Below are 15889 nucleotides of genomic sequence, written 5' to 3'. Positions count from 1 at the left end.
CCCGGAATCCTCGACAAGACGGTCGATATCGCACATATCTCCAAGGACAAGGCACCCAACTAAACATAGGATGAAATTGGAAATCATAATCCATCTATTAATATTTTAACTCGTAAAACGTCAAAGATTACAACTATACAATGGAATACAAGATCGGGCAATGTGAGAGAAAATTTTTGCTCATAAGATACTCCCCCACCGCTAAGCTAGGCATATTCACCTTTGAAAATCGGCCAATCGGTATTTTCGCCCTCGAAGCAACCTGCACTCATACTTTCTGTCTTTTTGATTAAGTGGCCATCCCCTATTTAGTCGACACGGACCCACACCACAAAGATGCTGTTCTCTTTGACGATGCCTATTCTTGCACCTCACTTTCTGAAATCCTGGGCGATAAATTGCCACAATTTGCAAACTGACGGCCTCTGGTAAGCTTTAAACAGTACAGCAATTTATGTTCGATTGTTTTATGAGGCCATAGGCCTTGCTGAAAATTTTTAGCGAACGATACAGCAAAGAGGTTGACTAGGCCCCTTAACCATCATTCGCCCAAATTTTAAAAGTAAAACATGATCGGCAGAAGGTTCATTTTCCTACAGACGTCGATCATGCTATAGGGTGCATTCTCTGTAAGATTTTCTGTGGCACTTAAATATCTATGCGCATATTTCAGGAGGCATGATGTCGGTTGGTCGATCTATAGCAAAACAAATTTTGCTTGGAGGCCTTACCCAATTTTTGGTCAGCTTCCGTGGCCTGATCATCATGCCCATCATCGTCAAAACAGCCGGCGATTCCGTTTTTGGTGCGTACGTCCTTCTTTCATCGATCGTTGTATTTATTAGTGGAATTTCATCATTCGGCACCAATTACACGTTCCGCCGTGAACTTCCTTCGACAGACACAGGACGTCAGCGTTGCGCATTGCTGATGCCGCCACTCACATTCCGGATTTTTTCAACTGCTGCCTTTGCAACCCTGCTCTACTTTGGCAGCCCCGGCTTGTTTGGTATGTTCGGAGAGAGTATCCCCTTCTCCCCGGAGTATCTGGTCATCTGGCTGCTGGGATTATTGTTTCAAGAAAAGGCCACTGACTACTATCGATACACGTCGCGTTTTGGCATCTATAATCTGCTGACCTTGGGCCAAATCTACATTCATATCGGCGCAATCATCGGCGTCGTTTTGTTTTGGCATGATCTCAGTTTGGACACCCTTTTGCTGCTACAAGGCAGCTCACTCGTGATTTTGTCACTGCCAACACTCGTACTTGGTGTTTTCCGTGAAACAGGGCTAAGTTGGCCTCAGTGCAATTGGCGAAATTTTTGGACAGACGCGCGCTTGGGCCTTCCGCTGACTGGCGAATTTATTGTCGATTTTTTGGTGGCCTTCGGCGACAGATACCTCATCGGTCTTTTTCTCTCCTTGGCGGCGGTGGGACAATATCAGTCATCCTATGCTTTGGCAGGCCTGCTTGCTTTTTTACCCAAGGTCTTAGGCTCCGTTTTGCCCCCGCCGCTATGCCGCTTGTGGGACGATAAGAAACATCAACAAGCAGAACAGCTCGTTTCAAACGCCCTACGTTTATTTTTAATCATCGCCATCCCCTTTATGGTCGGCGCCCTGATTATCGGCCCTTCTGTTGTGGCAGCCCTCACCACACCAGAAATGGCTTTTGCTGGGCGGTGGGCGGTAGCATTAATTGCGATAGGGATGCTGTTCTATGGCATCATTATCCTTCTTTCGAGCGTCGCCTTTGTCACTCGTCAAACATCGGTTATTTTTACGGCGAACCTTATAGCTATTGTTGGGAATGTCGCTTTAAACTTAGTATTTCTCTCAATTTGGCCCACAGTGACCGTCCCAGCAGCTGTCTCGGCCATCGTCTATGGAATAGCGTTTTCATATGCACTCTATAAAGTCCGCAAGCACTTCAGTATCTCTTTCCATTGGTCGAGCCTGATCCGCTCGATTTTGGCAACATTGGTCATGAGTGCTGTCTTATGCTTAACCGGCTACACACCTGGAACGATCGGCTCCACAGACATCTTGGTACTCGGATTGACCGTTTTTGCCGCGATGGTTAGCTATTTTGCGGTATTTCTTGTGATCGGGGGCCTTCCAGCAGTTGACAGGGCTGCACTCGCTATTTTGATCCGGCAACATCGCAACTAGCAGCCCCCGCCAGTCGTTTTATCGGCTCTACGCCAACCCGGTTCTTATTGAATCCCAGATACCAAAAGAGTACTTTGCCGAACTCCTGCAACTGTGAACAAGCATAAAAGGCAAAACAACATTGACAGTGACTGCTATTATTCAGGCGCGCATGGGATCAACACGCCTCCCAGGCAAGAGCCTAATGGATCTCGCAGGAAAACCGGTCGTTATGCATCTGGTGGACAGGGCCAAATCAGCCCGGTTGATTGATCGGGTCATTGTCGCCACAACGACTGCAGCCACGGATGATATTCTTGAGCAAAGGCTGAAAAAAGCTGGCGTTTTGGTTTTTCGAGGCGCGAAAAATGATGTTTTAAACCGATATGCGCAAACGGTACGGGCCATCATTCCAGAAAAGGAAAGAGACGCCGGTGCTGTCGTTCGCCTGACCGCTGATGACCCGCTGAAGGATCCGGCGGTGATGGATGCAACGATTGATACCTTTCTGGCCGAACGAGGGCGCTGGGATTACGTGAGCAATAATCAGCCCCCTTGGCTACCTGAAGGTCAAGACACCGAAATATTGTCAATTAAGGCATTGCTCGCCGCCGACGATGCATGCGACGACGCCGATGAGCGCGAGCACGTAACACCTTATTTGTACAACCATCCGGAGAAATTCCGATGTCACAACCTGCATGGTACGCCCGATCTTTCCGCGTGCCGCTGGACCTTGGACACCGCTATGGATATGGCTTTCTTTAAAGCCGTTTTTGCGCAATTCCCCAATGAGCCCATGCCTCGCATAGATCAAATTCTCAGCCTGTTAGACAGAAAGCCGGAAATTGCCGCCTTGAATTCACAGGTTGCACGCTCCGCCCTTTACCGCACAGAAACAGGTGATCACTGATGTTTTCCTATCCCGCCCCTAAAAAGCGCATCATTGAGCGCGTCTCTGACTTGGAACGCAGCTATTTGTTACAATGTCTGGACTATGGGTTTGAAACATCGAAAGGGTCAGAATTCTGCACCCGCCTCGAAAAAGCTTTCGCCGAACACCTTGGAATGGAATTCGGCATTTCCTTCATGAACGGCACCTGCACGATGCATGCCGCCTTGGAGGCCGCTGGCGTCGGCCCCGGAGACGAAGTGATCGTCCCTCCTCTCACCATGTCCTCAACGACTTTTGTCGTTTTACAGGCTCATGCCGTGCCAGTTTTTGCGGATGTCGACCCAGACACCTTCCAAATCGATCCAGCAAGCATCCACGAACGGGTCACCGAGCGGACCAAAGCGATTATTCCCGTAGCCCTTTATGGCCTGTCGCCTGATATGGATGCCATCATGCAGATCGCCAAAGACCATAACCTTGTGGTGATAGAAGACGATGCTGAAGCCATCACCAACACTTATAAAGGTCGAAAAATGGGAACCGTCGGCCACATGTCGAGCTTTAGCTTCCAAAGCTCCAAGCACCTGACCGCGGGAGAAGGTGGTATGATCGTCACCAACGACGAAACGCTCGCCAACAATATCCGGCGCTTCAACAGCTTGGGTTACGCAGGTGTTGGGTCACGCAAAGGGAAGATTACAAAAAACGATATTCAAGATCCCAATTATTCCCGCCACGTTTCGACAGGCTTCAACTACCGAATGCCGGAACTCTGCGCCGCAGTAGTGTTGGCCCAACTTGAACGGATCGACGAATTGGTGCAGCGCCGCGTTGATGTCGGCCTCCTGTTTAAAGAGGCCATCTCGGGATGTGACTGGTTCGTACCGCAGAAAACCCCTGAAGACTACACCAACAGCTACTGGACTTTCGTCGCCAAATTGGAACACCCGGATGTGACGTGGCATCAATTCCGCGACGCGTTCCTTGCCCATGGGGGCGATGGTGTCTATGCAGCATGGAAGCTTAGCTATCTGGAACCGATGTTTGCAAAGGGTTGCCCGATTACCCATCCCGCATATACCGGCACCTATCAGAATTTTGCGCTTGGCTTATGCCCCAACGCGGAATTGGTGCAACCAAAAATCTTCCAGTTTAAAACCAACTACTGGAACTGGGGTGAAGCCGAACAACAAGCTGAAATATTGCGTAAAACCATCAATCAGTTTTCGTAATTTTTTCTGCGTCACGAAGCGAGACAGGCCCCAATGAGTTTCCTATAGGATTTGCCGGAACTGAGACGCATTTCTTCGAAATTTCGTCTCTATTGATCGAATTTTCCAAGCCATAGAGCTATTCTCTAATGTCCCATGATTGAGGAAAATGCGGCCATATTTTTTCAGGTTATATCTCAAATGGTCCAACCCACAGAGCATCGCATAGACGGAATGCCGAAAGACCGACCTTCCAAGATTATGCTTTCCCGACCCTAGCGAAGAGAAATGTGATCCCGTCACAACCGCCCCCTGCTGCTGCGGCAGCAGGTCGATACTTTATATTCCCTGTTTCACTTAGGACCGGGACGGAAAACGCCCCATCTACCTCACCATGCTCAACAGAACGTTTGCAAATATCAAACATTTCCGGAACGTGTCCTTTCAGATATTATCAGAGAACTCCCGGGCACACCGTAAACATCCCGGAACTCTCAAGACATTTCTTGGAAACTGTATATTCCATCGCCCGTTTCTGGTCCGGTTTTTCCCAAAACCGCAGCCCCGCCATCCACCGTTTGACAGGCCTTCTCCAAGTTCAACATATCCAAAGGCCGTGCTTGAAAAGCAAGGTTCGAGACCAATGGGTTGAAACATGATACAGGGATGCCACTTCAAACTGGAACGGCATGAACGATTTATTGCGCCCAAACCATTAGAGAAAATATCAAAAAGCGTTTTTATTCGCGAATCCCGACAGTAGAGTCAAAAACAGAATACGGATATCAAACCAGATTGACCAATGCCGTATGTAGTAAAGGTCACATGCAATCCTCTGCCGAATTTTTTCGTCAGTATCTGTTTCTCCACGCCAACCATTAACTTGCGCCCACCCTGTGATCCCTGGGCGGACACGATGTCTCGAGAAATAGGTATCAACCTTTCCCTGGTAAAGCGCATATTGATTAGTCGCATGTGGACGAGGTCCAACAAGTGACATTTCCCCGTTCAAGACATTGAAAAGTTGGGGCAACTCGTCCAAACTTGTGCGCCGAAGAAACAAACCAAATCGGGTTACGCGGGGATCCCCCCTTTTTACTTGAGATAGCTCTCCTGAGGTGACGGGATCACAACATTCCGTATACATTGACCGGAATTTAAGGACTTGGATGTCCTTACCGTTGAAGCCATGACGCAGTTGACGATAGAGGATTGGTCCAGGGCTTGAAAGCTTAACCCCAACGGCTGCAACAAACATAACAGGCGAAAACAGAACGATTAAAAACGCCCCCAAAATAATATCTTCAAGTCTCTTGATCCACCACCCTCGTCCAGAAAGAGGTTGCTCTGCACTTCGAACAAGAGGCAATCCAGCGACAACGACCCATTCAGTTGGTTGTCCAGAACTCATATTTATCGTGCCTCTTTCAGATTTCAGGTTATCTGTCGTTAGGGTAGAAAATTCCAATATTTCTGATGGCATAGCGGAAATTAAGGGGAGAAAAGCTGAAAACCTGCTGCGATCTTCTTTGGAAAGCGCGAGAATCAGCACATCTGGTACGGACTTGCGAAGTAAAGCTATCTCAGCTTCAAGTTGATCTTCAAAATGACTATCAGCCTTTAAATCCGGCAATTCAATGCATTTCAATACATTGATACGATGTGTATCTGTCGCCGCAGTAATTGCATCCATCACATTCCTGTATGACTTGCTATAGATAACAGAAAATGCCGGACGCAACTTCTTGATGGTGCCAGTTTTATATAAAACATACCCAAAAACCAATCGATATGATGTAAAAAGAACAAGGCAAGCAACAAAATTATACGCAAACCACAACCGGGAAATGTCACCTGACGATTTTGTAAAATAAGATAGAGATAGGAAGACGGCATACGCAGATATCAATGATATTGTCAGTCGAACAATACCAAACCTAAGGAAACTCAAGTCCAGCTTTGTATAGGCTTGCATTATAACCATAAATGCAATGTAAAATAACGAAACAAAACATAGGGGAAAATACAAAAATTCGGGAATAATGAAACTATCAAACCGAAAAAAAGATGAAATTGATGCCGATACAAACAAAACAATTACATCTCCTATCGACATCACATCTCGAACAAATAATCTATTTCTTCCGTATACATATTCGACATCACCTCTTTTTAATTTATCTCTCACTTCAAACCTCTACGCACGATAATTACTAATTAAATATAAAAATGAATTTTATCATGCAGTTATATTGATAAACATATCCATTCAGGGAATGACTTCAGACAGAAGACGAAAGCCCAACGTGATCCACATTCATAAAAGCTGAGGTACACAAAAAAACAAATATTGTCCAAAAGGAAAGATAAAAATTCAAATTCTCTGTAACAGACCTTCTTTAACACACAGCAAACACCATTTGAAATTGTTAGAGAAATTCAATATTTTTTATTTTATGCAAAATTTCCTTCTTAAAACACATCTGCCTCTTCTCATTCCAACCTGGCTTGCATCAACCAAAAGCCCAATTGCCATTGCCACCTCACTGACGGTTCACATCAAACGTTGAAGTTTTGCTGCGACAGATAATAACGCAGTCGTTATCGATTGCGCAGTCAAACTTACGGAAATTTCCTACACCTAAGGCCTAAATGAGATGAGGCATGGACTGATCATATTATTTAACAAATCGGAGCCAAATTGGAGACAGCGGTGTAGTCTTTGCGTATTGGCAACCCTTGATACGTCTAAAATAAAAGGAATGACATAAAGGTTATTGTTACCGGTGGTGCTGACTTTATCAGGACCACCGGCTGCGCCTTCTTGATGGCAAAAGAGCTATGACTTAATCTTGATAAGATGATTTATCCTGCTGATTTACGCATGCCAAAGTGGTTTCTGACCGAGGAAGCCAAGTCCCTTATCGATGCGGTCGAAAATAACTGCTCGAAGTATGATAAGGACCTTGAACCGACGGAGCGCGCAGCCAACCGCGAACGGGTTGATCAGTTCCTGGCCCGGTTCTTTGACGGCTATAAGCCTTGGACACCGTGGCGCGCCTGTTCGGTCAACTAACCAAATCAAGAAGGCCCCGCCCACCCAAGATCGGAGCCTTTAATTTACCAGAAACGCGACTAGGGTCTGAACCCAATTGAATGCTTGAAATGGGTTCAGACCCTAGCTTGGCGCGTCGGCTTTGACCGCCTCGATAAGAAGCGTACTGCCTTCGATGCCGCACACACGGACTTTCTGTCCTTTGGCAAGGTCTTCTTCTGATTTCAGGATCCAGCTTGAACCATAGACACTTTGGCGCACACGGCCATTGGTGGTTTTTTCGGTCAGGACCGTTGTTTTACCAACCAGAGAAGAACTGGCACTACTGACATCTTGCTCGTTCGCACCGGAAATCCCGGGACGAAAGAACCGCCGTCCGATCACGAACGACAGCACACTAAACACGCCAAACGCAATCAGTTGCAGTTCCACCGAAATGTCGGGAACCAACAAAACGACAAATCCCACGGCCGCCGCCGCAACGGACAGCCACAAGAAAATGATCCCGGGCAACACCATTTCAAGCACGAGCATCAGGCAGGCCAAAATCCACCAATGCCAAAACTCGATACTCAGATCAGCAAACAAATCCATTACAGCGATCCCAAGGTCACGTTAGCTTTTATCCGTCTGCGAAATCGTTTTGATCAACTCGGCAACACCGCCAATCGATCCAACGACACCTGACGCATCAAGGGGCATGAAGACAAGTTTACTATTGGGGCTTGATGCAATTTGGCCCAGTGACTCAACATATTTCTGAGCAACAAAGTAATTGATCGCCTGAACATCGCCTTCGCGGATGGCTTTGGACACCGTTTCGGTTGCTTTGGCTTCTGCCTCGGCCGTACGTTCACGGGCCCGTGCATCCAGCTCGGCAGCGGCCATGCGGCCTTCGGCGGCCAGAATGGCAGCCGATTTTTCACCTTCGGCGCGTTTGATGTTGGCTTCACGTTCACCGTCCGCTTCAAGGATAAGCGCGCGCTTCTCACGTTCTGCCTTCATCTGACGGTTCATGGCATCGGTCAGATCTTCTGGCGGATTGACGTCCTTGATCTCAACCCGGGTGATTTTAACACCCCAATCGCTTGTCGCTTCGTCAAGAACTGCCAAAAGCAACAGGCTGATCTTTTCGCGGTTTGACAGCATCTCGTCGAGTTCCATCGAGCCGAGCACACTGCGCAAATTGGTCATTGCCAAATTCTGAACCGCATAATCAAGCCGTTCGACTTTATAGGCCGCATCTTTGGTGGTGGTCACCCGGATGAAGACGACACCATCAACCGCAACGGACGCATTATCCTTGGAAATGACTTCCTGACTGGGAATGTCGAGCACCCGTTCCATCAGGCTCATACGCTGTCCGAGCCGATCAATAATCGGGACCAGAACGTGCATACCGGGATCAAGCGTGCGCAAATAGCGCCCCAGTCTTTCGACGGTAACTTCGTAGCCCTGCGGCACGATCTTGACACTCATGAAAGTCAGAACGACTGCCAGCACAACAAAGGCGAGCGAGAATATTGCAAACGTCGATTGCATCTTTAGCCCTTAGAATGTCGAATCTGATAACGAAGATTCGGTGTTTAGGTGGCCAGATCGGCGCAAAACATAGCCAAACGAGAACCACCAGAAATGAACAAGTCCAATCATACCTGCAACCTGCATTTGGTGTGCAATAATATTGTTCGAACTTTGATTTTCTAGAACATCACCCAAATGCCGTCCGGGGGAAGGGTTAGCCCCCCTTGCCGCCGACAAAGCCAGACAGCATTTTATGAAGTGCGTTCAAATCCTCTGGCGAATTAACATTGGTAAAGGGCTCAAGTACCCCGTCGGAAACAGGAAACGTAACCTTTGCTGCATCCATCACCCGCAAGGCCGCCCCAACGCGGCGGTTATCGTCGGCAAGCTGCCTTGCAATAACCGGCGCACTGCCGCGATGCCAGATGCTTGAAAGATAATGATCCCGATCCGCGTGACTGGCAAAGGCGGCTTTGACGTCTGCATTTCGGGCACCGTTCAACAGCTGCGCGACCATATCATCGGGCACAATCGGGCAATCGACTGGAAAACTCACAAGCCAGTCAATGTCGCCCGGCAACGCATCCAGCCCGCCCAGAACGCCGCCCAACGGTCCCTGCCCGGCTTTGGGAAGATCCCGCACCACGGGCACGTCATTTTCGGCAAAGATCGCGGTATCTTCGTTTGACGAAATCATCACATGATCGCATTGGGTCCGTGCTGCTTTGATCACGCGCGCCAGCAATGTCATGCCGCCCACTTCGCGAAACGGTTTATTACCGCCCATGCGCCGCCCTTCGCCGCCCGCAAGGATCAGGGCGGCGGTCTTTGGTATGGCACGGGTATCAGATGATCTCGTCATGTCGCCCAGAATGCTCAGAGTAATGACAAAGTGGCATAGCGCCATTGCCAATCAGACAATTGCCCACCGGTGATTTGTCGCCTATAAATCCTGTTAGCACAATGGTGACCTTGCGCGCGTAAGGCACCCAGAAAACCGGACGACCGGTTTTCGGTATCAGAGCAACGGGGACGGCCCCTTTTTTAAAGGAGGCCGCCGATGGCCTGGATTGCATTGATCATTGCCGGTGTTTTGGAAGTTTGCTGGGCATCTGGCCTGAAATATTCCGAAGGTTTCACCAAACCCGTCCCGACCATTTTTACCCTTGTCACCATGGCGGGGAGTTTCTGGCTGCTCGCACTTGCCATGCGGACCATTCCGCTGGGCACGGCTTATGCCATCTGGACCGGCATCGGGGCGGTTGGTGCGGTGATTTTTGGCATCGTCATGCTGGGCGAAGCGGCAAATATTGGCCGTTTGATCGCAATTTGCATGATCCTTGGCGGGATTGTGATGCTGAAACTGTTTAGCCCAAGCTAACAGCCCCAAACACAGCGCAGAATGCAAAACGGGGCAGCCGATGACTGCCCCGTTTGTCGTGCGATATCTGAACGAACCTTAGACGCCCGCTGGAATGCCTTTTCGTTCGACTTTGCGCGGTGAGGTCAGCTCTTTCCACTTTGAAAGCGCCTTATTGACTGCCGGGTAAGCATCACGACGGACAAACTCGCCATCCCCACATTTGGCAACAACAACGCCTTCTTCGGCCGCGATGCGGCCACGGCTGATGGTGTAGCGCGGAAGACCGGTGACTTCGATGCCTTCAAACACATTGTAATCAATTGCCGATTGCTGGTGTTTCGCCGTAATGGTTTTTGAAACCTTCGGATCCCAAACCACAAGGTCCGCATCCGCCCCGACAAGGATCGCCCCCTTACGCGGATAGACATTCAAAATCTTGGCAATGTTGGTCGATGTGACGGCCACGAATTCATTCATGGTCAAACGACCGGTATTCACACCGCGCGACCAAAGAAGCGGCATGCGGTCTTCAAGACCACCCGTCCCGTTCGGGATTTTGGTGAAATCACCAACGCCCATGCGTTTCTGTTCCGTCGTGAACGCGCAGTGGTCGGTTGCCACCACCTGAAGGCTGCCCGATGCCAGACCGTTCCAAAGACCGTCCTGATGTTCCTTGCTGCGGAATGGCGGGGACATAACCCGGCGTGCGGCGTGATCCCAATCGGTGTTTTTATATTCGCTGTCATCCAAAACAAGATGCTGGATCAGCGGTTCGCCAAACACACGTTTGCCGTTCTGACGCGCACGACGGATGGCCTCGTGAGCCGGTTCGCACGACACATGCACGATATAAAGCGGCACATTGGCCATATCGGCAATCATGATCGCACGGTTACATGCTTCGCCTTCGACATCCACGGGGCGGGAATAGGCGTGCGCCTCGGGCCCGTTATTGCCTTCGGCCAGCAGCTTTTGCTGCAAGGTCGCGACCACATCGCCGTTTTCGGCATGAACCAGTGGCATTGCCCCCAGTTCGGAACAGCGCTGGAAGGATGCAAACATTTCATCATCATCGACCATAAGCGCGCCCTTATAAGCCATGAAGTGCTTAAAGGTGTTGATGCCCTTTTCCTCGACGACGATTTTCATTTCGTCAAAGACCTGCTCGCTCCACCAGGTCACCGCCATATGGAAGGAATAATCACAAACGGCTTTGGATGATTTGTTATCCCACGCCTGAAGCGCTTCAAGCAGCGACTGGTTCGGGGCAGGCAAACAGAAATCGACCACCATGGTCGTGCCACCGGCAACAGCCGCCTTGGTACCACTTTCAAAATCGTCTTCGGAATAGGTGCCCATAAAGGGCATTTCCATGTGGGTGTGCGGATCAATCCCGCCGGGCATGACATAGCAACCGTCGGCGTCAATCACCTTGTCACCGGTCAGATTGTCCCCGATCGCGGCGATCTTGCCGTCTTCGACCAGAATGTCAGATTTATATGTCAGATCGGCGGTAACAATGGTTCCGCCACGAATAACCATGGACATGGGTGGCTCCTTGTCTGTCTCTTGCGGAAAGGTGCGGGCAGCCCGGCATTCCGTCTGTTTCCCCAACTATGTCGGGGCATCACGATAAGCATTTTCGGAAGGTAAACCCGTCCGGCGAACCGATGTCCGCCGGACGGTTTAAAGTCGCGGTTCAAGAACCGATTACATTGCCGATTTATCGGTTACGGCATGGGTCCAGGCACCTTCCGGTTTTTTGGTAATCACCGGATCAGAACCACCCGACAGCAGGCTATCGACGGTCCGCTGATAGGCCGCTTCGTCCAATGCACCGCTATCACCAAGCAGTTTGGCAACTTCGGTCATCATGCGGACCTGATGTTTTTCGGTCTGGGCACCGGTCATATCGTTATCAAGAACGATCATGGCCGCGTCTTGCGGGTTTTCTTTCGCCCACATCCAGCCTTTCATGCTGGCATCGACGAAGCGCGCCATTTTATCGACAAATGCCGGATCCTTGAGGTTGTCCTCAAGCACATAAAGACCGTCTTCAAGGGTCGCAACACCCTGATCTTCGTATTTGAAGACCTTCAGGTCATCGGCTGAAATACCGGCATCAATCACCTGCCAGTATTCGTTATAGGTCATGGTCGAAATGCAATCGGCCTGTTTCTGGATCAGCGGATCAACGTTAAAGCCCTGTTTAAGGACGGTAACACCCTTGTCGCTGCCATCGGTCGGAATGCCAAGTTTCGACATCCAGCTTAGGAACGGATATTCATTGCCAAAGAACCAGACGCCAAGGGTCCGGCCCGGGAAATCGTCCGGGCTTTCAACGCCGGTTTCTTTCAGGCAGGTCAGCATCATGCCCGATTTGGCAAATGGCTGTGCGATATTGACCAGCGGAACGCCTTTTTCACGTGACGCCAATGCCGATGGCATCCAGTCAACAATCACATCCGCACCACCGCCCGCAATGACCTGAGGCGGGGCCACATCCGGGCCGCCCGGATTGATGGTAACGTTCAGATCGGCGTCTTCGTAGAAGCCTTTATCAAGTGCCACGTAATAGCCGGCAAACTGAGCCTGCGTAACCCATTTAAGCTGCAGGGTTACGTCATCTGCTGCCATCGCCGAAAGCGATGTCAAACCGAAACTCAACCCTAGTGCAGTCGCCAATAATTTCTTCATTCGTCGATGTCTCCTCAAGGTTATCGTCAAGTCCTCCCGGTGGGTCGTCTTTGATTGTGCCTTTAATGGCGACGTACCCTAAAAGACGGATGCCATGACGTTGCTTTTCTCTCAACATACGCAACGGCCCCGTAGAAGGCGGTCCCCGCAAGGGCCGCCAGTGCGATTTCCGCCCAGACCATGTCGATATTCATGCGGCCCACCTCGGTCGAGATGCGAAAGCCCATACCAACAATCGGGGTGCCGAAAAATTCGGCGACGATTGCACCAATCAGCGCAAGCGTGGAATTGATTTTAAGTGCGTTGAAAACAAACGGCATGGCCGCCGGCAACCGCAGACGGAAAAGCGTCGACCAATAGCCCGACGCATAGGTCGCCATCAGGTCCTTTTCCAGTTTGCCCGCCGCATTCAACCCGGTCACCGTATTCACCAGCATCGGGAAAAACGTCATGATCACAATGACTGCGGCCTTCGATTGCCAGTCAAAGCCAAACCACATCACCATGATCGGCGCGACCCCAATGATCGGCAAGGCCGAAACCATATTGCCCAGCGGCAAAAGCCCGCGTTTAAGGAACGGCACACGGTCCACTGCAATCGCGACCAGAAACGCAGATCCGCAGCCCATGACATAGCCACTGAGTGCTGCCTTAACAAAAGTCTGGTAGAAATCGGCCATCATGGTGTCGGTCGAAGAAACGAAACGTACCCCGATCATGCTGGGCGGCGGCAGCAAGACCTGCGGCACACCAAAGCCCGACACAACAACTTCCCAGACAAACAGCAACCAGACGCCAAACGCGATGGGCACAATAATATTGGCCGATTGCTGTTTGACGGTTTCAAGGCTGTGGTAATTGGCGATCACATCAATCGCGCGCCAGACAAACGCCCAAAGCGAAATGATAAACAGCCAGAACCCAGTGCTGGCATAGCCCGCCACACCGTAATCATATAGCGCATCAATCGCCTGCCAGGCGCCAAACACCGCCACCGCCAGAAGGATTCCAGCATGCAATATGGTGCATACCCCAATCCAGGTAAACGCCGCCCCGGCAATCACGCACAGCGCCATCGCACTGGCAAGACCGGGAATATCACCGACAAAGGCAACCTGTTTACCCGTGTCACCATCAATGCCCGCCAGCGGGAAAATCAGGGCCAACAGGGCAGCAACGGCACCAACAAGGCAGAATTTATCAAGCTTTACCTGTGTCATGCGCTTACCCCCATCCGGACGAGAACACGCCGTTCACACCAGCCAACAATCACCACCATCATCGCGGCCAAAAAAGCTGCGGTGAAAAGGGCTGACCAGATTTGAATGGTTTGGCCATAATACGACCCGGCAAGAAGTCGTGCGCCAAGGCCAGCTTGCGCACCCGTTGGCAATTCGCCAATAATCGCGCCGACCAGACTGATCGCAATCGCAACCTTCAGGCTCGCAAACAGGTACGGCATGGCGGATGGCAACCGCAGTTGCCAGAATGTCTGCCATTTTGATGCGTTATAGGTCCGCATCAGATCAAGCTGGATCACCTGCGGGGATCGAAGGCCTTTAACCATGCTGATCGTGACCGGGAAAAAACAAAGATAGGTCGAAATAATCGCCTTTGGCACCAGCCCCTTGATCCCGATCGCACCCAGTACAACGATGACCATCGGCGCAATGGCAAGGATCGGGATGGTTTGTGATGAAATCACCCACGGCATCAGGCTTTTTTCCAGCGTCATGACATGGACAATCCCCACCGCCAAAACAATGCCCAGCAAGGTTCCGATGCTAAACCCCAGAAGTGTCGACGAAAGCGTGACCCAACTATGATAGACCAAGGACCGCTTTGACGTGATCTTGATCGCAAAGATGGATTTATACATCTCCTCGACGACTTGATGCGGCGCAGGCAGGATTGGACGTTCCTGTGCCAGCGTATCTTCAATCAGCTGACTGGTCGTCCATGTTTGATCCGCCCGGTCATATCGGTCGATCTGGGTCGGCGCATTCATGAAAACCGCACCGACGTACCAAAGAACCAACAGGGCCAGCAGAACAACACAGACCGGCCCGCTGTGCCCCGACATCATCCGGGTCCAAAGCGACGGTCCTCCAACTGATCCAGACAGGGTTGCGGTGTTACTCGTCATGGCCATGCCCCGCGCGCAGTCCTTCGCGTACCCGATGGGCAATCTCAAGGAATTCCGGCGTTTCGCGAATATCGAGTGTTCGGTCCTTGGGGAATTTGGTTTCGATCACATCAATGATCCGCCCCGGGCGCGGTGACATCACGACAATCTTGCTTGAAAGATAGACCGCCTCGGGGATGGAGTGGGTGACAAAGGCCACCGTCTTGTTGGTCCGCGCCCACAGTTTCAAAAGCTGTTCGTTCAAATGATCGCGGACAATTTCATCCAGCGCGCCGAACGGCTCATCCATCAATAGCAAATCAGCATCAAAGGATAACGCACGCGCAATGGAGGCGCGTTGCTGCATCCCACCTGAAAGCTGCCATGGGAATTTCTTTTCAAACCCGTTGAGTTCGACAAGCTTGAGCGCGTCATGGGCGCGTTTGATGCGTTCTTCCTTGGACAGGTCCATGATCTCAAGCGGCAAGGTCACATTGCGTTCAATGGAGCGCCACGGCAACAATGCCGGCGCCTGAAACACATAGCCATATGCGCGCGCTTCGCGGGCTGCCTCGGGCGAGACGCCATTGATCGAAATTTCACCGCCGGTGGCTTTTTCCAGATCGGCAATCACGCGCAAAAGCGTTGTTTTGCCACAGCCCGACGGACCAATGAACGATACGAAATCGCCTTCTTCAATCGTAAGGTCAACTTCTGACAGCGCGTAAACCGGGCCATCAGCGGTTTGAAAAGTCAGCGATAAATCTTTGATATCAACAACGGCTTTTTTCGATGCGGGCATCGCGGCAACGTTATCGACAACTTGTTTTAGCGTCATGGGGTGTCCCCTGATCGTATGTCTCTC

Annotated in this window: 14 protein-coding genes; 5 read left to right on the top strand and 9 right to left on the bottom strand. The window is 50.6% G+C overall.

Translation table 11 applies throughout. The features are described from left to right. The first annotated feature begins 681 nt into the window (after positions 1 to 681). The 3 genes from COO92_RS12350 (at position 682) to COO92_RS12340 (ending at position 4281) form a co-directional block, all read left to right on the top strand. On the top strand, positions 682 to 2175 hold the full coding sequence (locus COO92_RS12350; RefSeq protein WP_165792338.1) for a lipid II flippase MurJ: 1494 nt from the start codon (positions 682 to 684) through the stop codon (positions 2173 to 2175). A 127-nt stretch (positions 2176 to 2302) separates the two neighbouring features. Next, positions 2303 to 3067 carry a glycosyltransferase family protein gene (locus tag COO92_RS12345; protein ID WP_276307564.1) on the top strand — a complete coding sequence of 255 codons (765 nt, stop codon included), beginning with the start codon at positions 2303 to 2305 and terminating at the stop codon, positions 3065 to 3067. Continuing rightward, positions 3067 to 4281 (top strand): DegT/DnrJ/EryC1/StrS family aminotransferase, encoded by a 1215-nt coding sequence (locus COO92_RS12340; RefSeq protein WP_206186405.1) that lies wholly within the window; start codon positions 3067 to 3069, stop codon positions 4279 to 4281. The genes COO92_RS12345 and COO92_RS12340 overlap by 1 nt, the downstream gene beginning before the upstream one ends. A gap of 706 nt (positions 4282 to 4987) precedes the next feature. On the opposite strand, the gene COO92_RS12335 is transcribed toward COO92_RS12340, so the two are convergent. Continuing rightward, positions 4988 to 6448 carry an exopolysaccharide biosynthesis polyprenyl glycosylphosphotransferase gene (locus COO92_RS12335; protein ID WP_133125065.1) on the bottom strand — a complete coding sequence of 487 codons (1461 nt, stop codon included), beginning with the start codon at positions 6446 to 6448 and terminating at the stop codon, positions 4988 to 4990. A 696-nt stretch (positions 6449 to 7144) separates the two neighbouring features. Between COO92_RS12335 and COO92_RS12330 the strand changes: the two genes are divergently transcribed. Next, positions 7145 to 7336, top strand: a complete 192-nt coding sequence (locus COO92_RS12330; RefSeq protein ID WP_206186404.1) for a hypothetical protein — start codon at positions 7145 to 7147, stop codon at positions 7334 to 7336. Between the two features lie 102 nt (positions 7337 to 7438). Here COO92_RS12330 and COO92_RS12325 read toward each other — a convergent pair whose 3' ends face one another. The 3 genes from COO92_RS12325 to mobA form a co-directional block, all read right to left on the bottom strand. After that, complete coding sequence (locus COO92_RS12325; protein ID WP_101302464.1) at positions 7439 to 7909, bottom strand: NfeD family protein; 471 nt, start codon at positions 7907 to 7909, stop codon at positions 7439 to 7441. Positions 7910 to 7930: 21 nt separating this feature from the next. Next, positions 7931 to 8857, bottom strand: coding sequence for an SPFH domain-containing protein (locus tag COO92_RS12320; RefSeq protein WP_022732194.1), 927 nt, complete (start codon positions 8855 to 8857; stop codon positions 7931 to 7933). A gap of 196 nt (positions 8858 to 9053) precedes the next feature. Then, the gene (mobA, locus tag COO92_RS12315) at positions 9054 to 9701 is read right to left on the bottom strand and encodes a molybdenum cofactor guanylyltransferase MobA (RefSeq protein WP_101302462.1); all 648 of its coding nucleotides are present in this window, start codon (positions 9699 to 9701) and stop codon (positions 9054 to 9056) included. 198 nt (positions 9702 to 9899) lie between these two features. On the opposite strand from mobA, the gene sugE reads away from it, so the two are divergent. Next, positions 9900 to 10220, top strand: a complete 321-nt coding sequence (gene sugE / locus COO92_RS12310) for a quaternary ammonium compound efflux SMR transporter SugE (RefSeq protein WP_022732192.1) — start codon at positions 9900 to 9902, stop codon at positions 10218 to 10220. 78 nt (positions 10221 to 10298) lie between these two features. Here the strand turns inward: sugE and hydA are convergent, their stop codons facing one another. The 5 genes from hydA to COO92_RS12285 all read right to left on the bottom strand — a co-directional run bounded on the left by hydA (position 10299) and on the right by COO92_RS12285 (position 15826). Beyond that, a complete protein-coding gene (hydA, locus tag COO92_RS12305) occupies positions 10299 to 11750 on the bottom strand; it encodes a dihydropyrimidinase (RefSeq protein WP_101302461.1) in 1452 nt (483 codons plus the stop codon). Between the two features lie 162 nt (positions 11751 to 11912). Further along, a complete protein-coding gene (locus COO92_RS12300; protein WP_101302460.1) occupies positions 11913 to 12899 on the bottom strand; it encodes an ABC transporter substrate-binding protein in 987 nt (328 codons plus the stop codon). A gap of 62 nt (positions 12900 to 12961) precedes the next feature. Continuing rightward, positions 12962 to 14119, bottom strand: a complete 1158-nt coding sequence (locus COO92_RS12295; protein WP_101302458.1) for an ABC transporter permease — start codon at positions 14117 to 14119, stop codon at positions 12962 to 12964. Beyond that, entirely contained in the window at positions 14116 to 15045 is a 930-nt protein-coding gene (locus tag COO92_RS12290; RefSeq protein WP_101302618.1) for an ABC transporter permease, read from the bottom strand. Before COO92_RS12290 ends, COO92_RS12295 begins: the two co-directional genes overlap by 4 nt. Beyond that, entirely contained in the window at positions 15035 to 15826 is a 792-nt protein-coding gene (locus COO92_RS12285; RefSeq protein WP_028791527.1) for an ABC transporter ATP-binding protein, read from the bottom strand. The genes COO92_RS12290 and COO92_RS12285 overlap by 11 nt, the downstream gene beginning before the upstream one ends. Between the last annotated feature and the right edge of the window lie 63 nt (positions 15827 to 15889).

The sequence above is a fragment of the Thalassospira lohafexi genome (genome assembly GCF_002844275.1).
Lineage (GTDB): Bacteria > Pseudomonadota > Alphaproteobacteria > Rhodospirillales > Thalassospiraceae > Thalassospira > Thalassospira lohafexi.
The sequence above is the reverse complement of the archived record's forward strand: the minus strand, read 5'-3'. Positions and strand labels throughout refer to the sequence as shown.

Coding starts and splice junctions, on each gene's coding strand:
- COO92_RS12350 (WP_165792338.1), top strand. CDS start 682: ATGTCGGTTGGTCGATCTATAGCAAAACAAATTTTGCTTGGAGGCCTT.
- COO92_RS12340 (WP_206186405.1), top strand. CDS start 3,067: ATGTTTTCCTATCCCGCCCCTAAAAAGCGCATCATTGAGCGCGTCTCT.
- COO92_RS12330 (WP_206186404.1), top strand. CDS start 7,145: ATGCCAAAGTGGTTTCTGACCGAGGAAGCCAAGTCCCTTATCGATGCG.
- COO92_RS12325 (WP_101302464.1), bottom strand. CDS start 7,909: ATGGATTTGTTTGCTGATCTGAGTATCGAGTTTTGGCATTGGTGGATT.
- COO92_RS12320 (WP_022732194.1), bottom strand. CDS start 8,857: ATGCAATCGACGTTTGCAATATTCTCGCTCGCCTTTGTTGTGCTGGCA.
- mobA (WP_101302462.1), bottom strand. CDS start 9,701: ATGACGAGATCATCTGATACCCGTGCCATACCAAAGACCGCCGCCCTG.
- sugE (WP_022732192.1), top strand. CDS start 9,900: ATGGCCTGGATTGCATTGATCATTGCCGGTGTTTTGGAAGTTTGCTGG.
- hydA (WP_101302461.1), bottom strand. CDS start 11,750: ATGTCCATGGTTATTCGTGGCGGAACCATTGTTACCGCCGATCTGACA.
- COO92_RS12300 (WP_101302460.1), bottom strand. CDS start 12,899: ATGAAGAAATTATTGGCGACTGCACTAGGGTTGAGTTTCGGTTTGACA.
- COO92_RS12295 (WP_101302458.1), bottom strand. CDS start 14,119: ATGACACAGGTAAAGCTTGATAAATTCTGCCTTGTTGGTGCCGTTGCT.
- COO92_RS12290 (WP_101302618.1), bottom strand. CDS start 15,045: ATGACGAGTAACACCGCAACCCTGTCTGGATCAGTTGGAGGACCGTCG.
- COO92_RS12285 (WP_028791527.1), bottom strand. CDS start 15,826: ATGCCCGCATCGAAAAAAGCCGTTGTTGATATCAAAGATTTATCGCTG.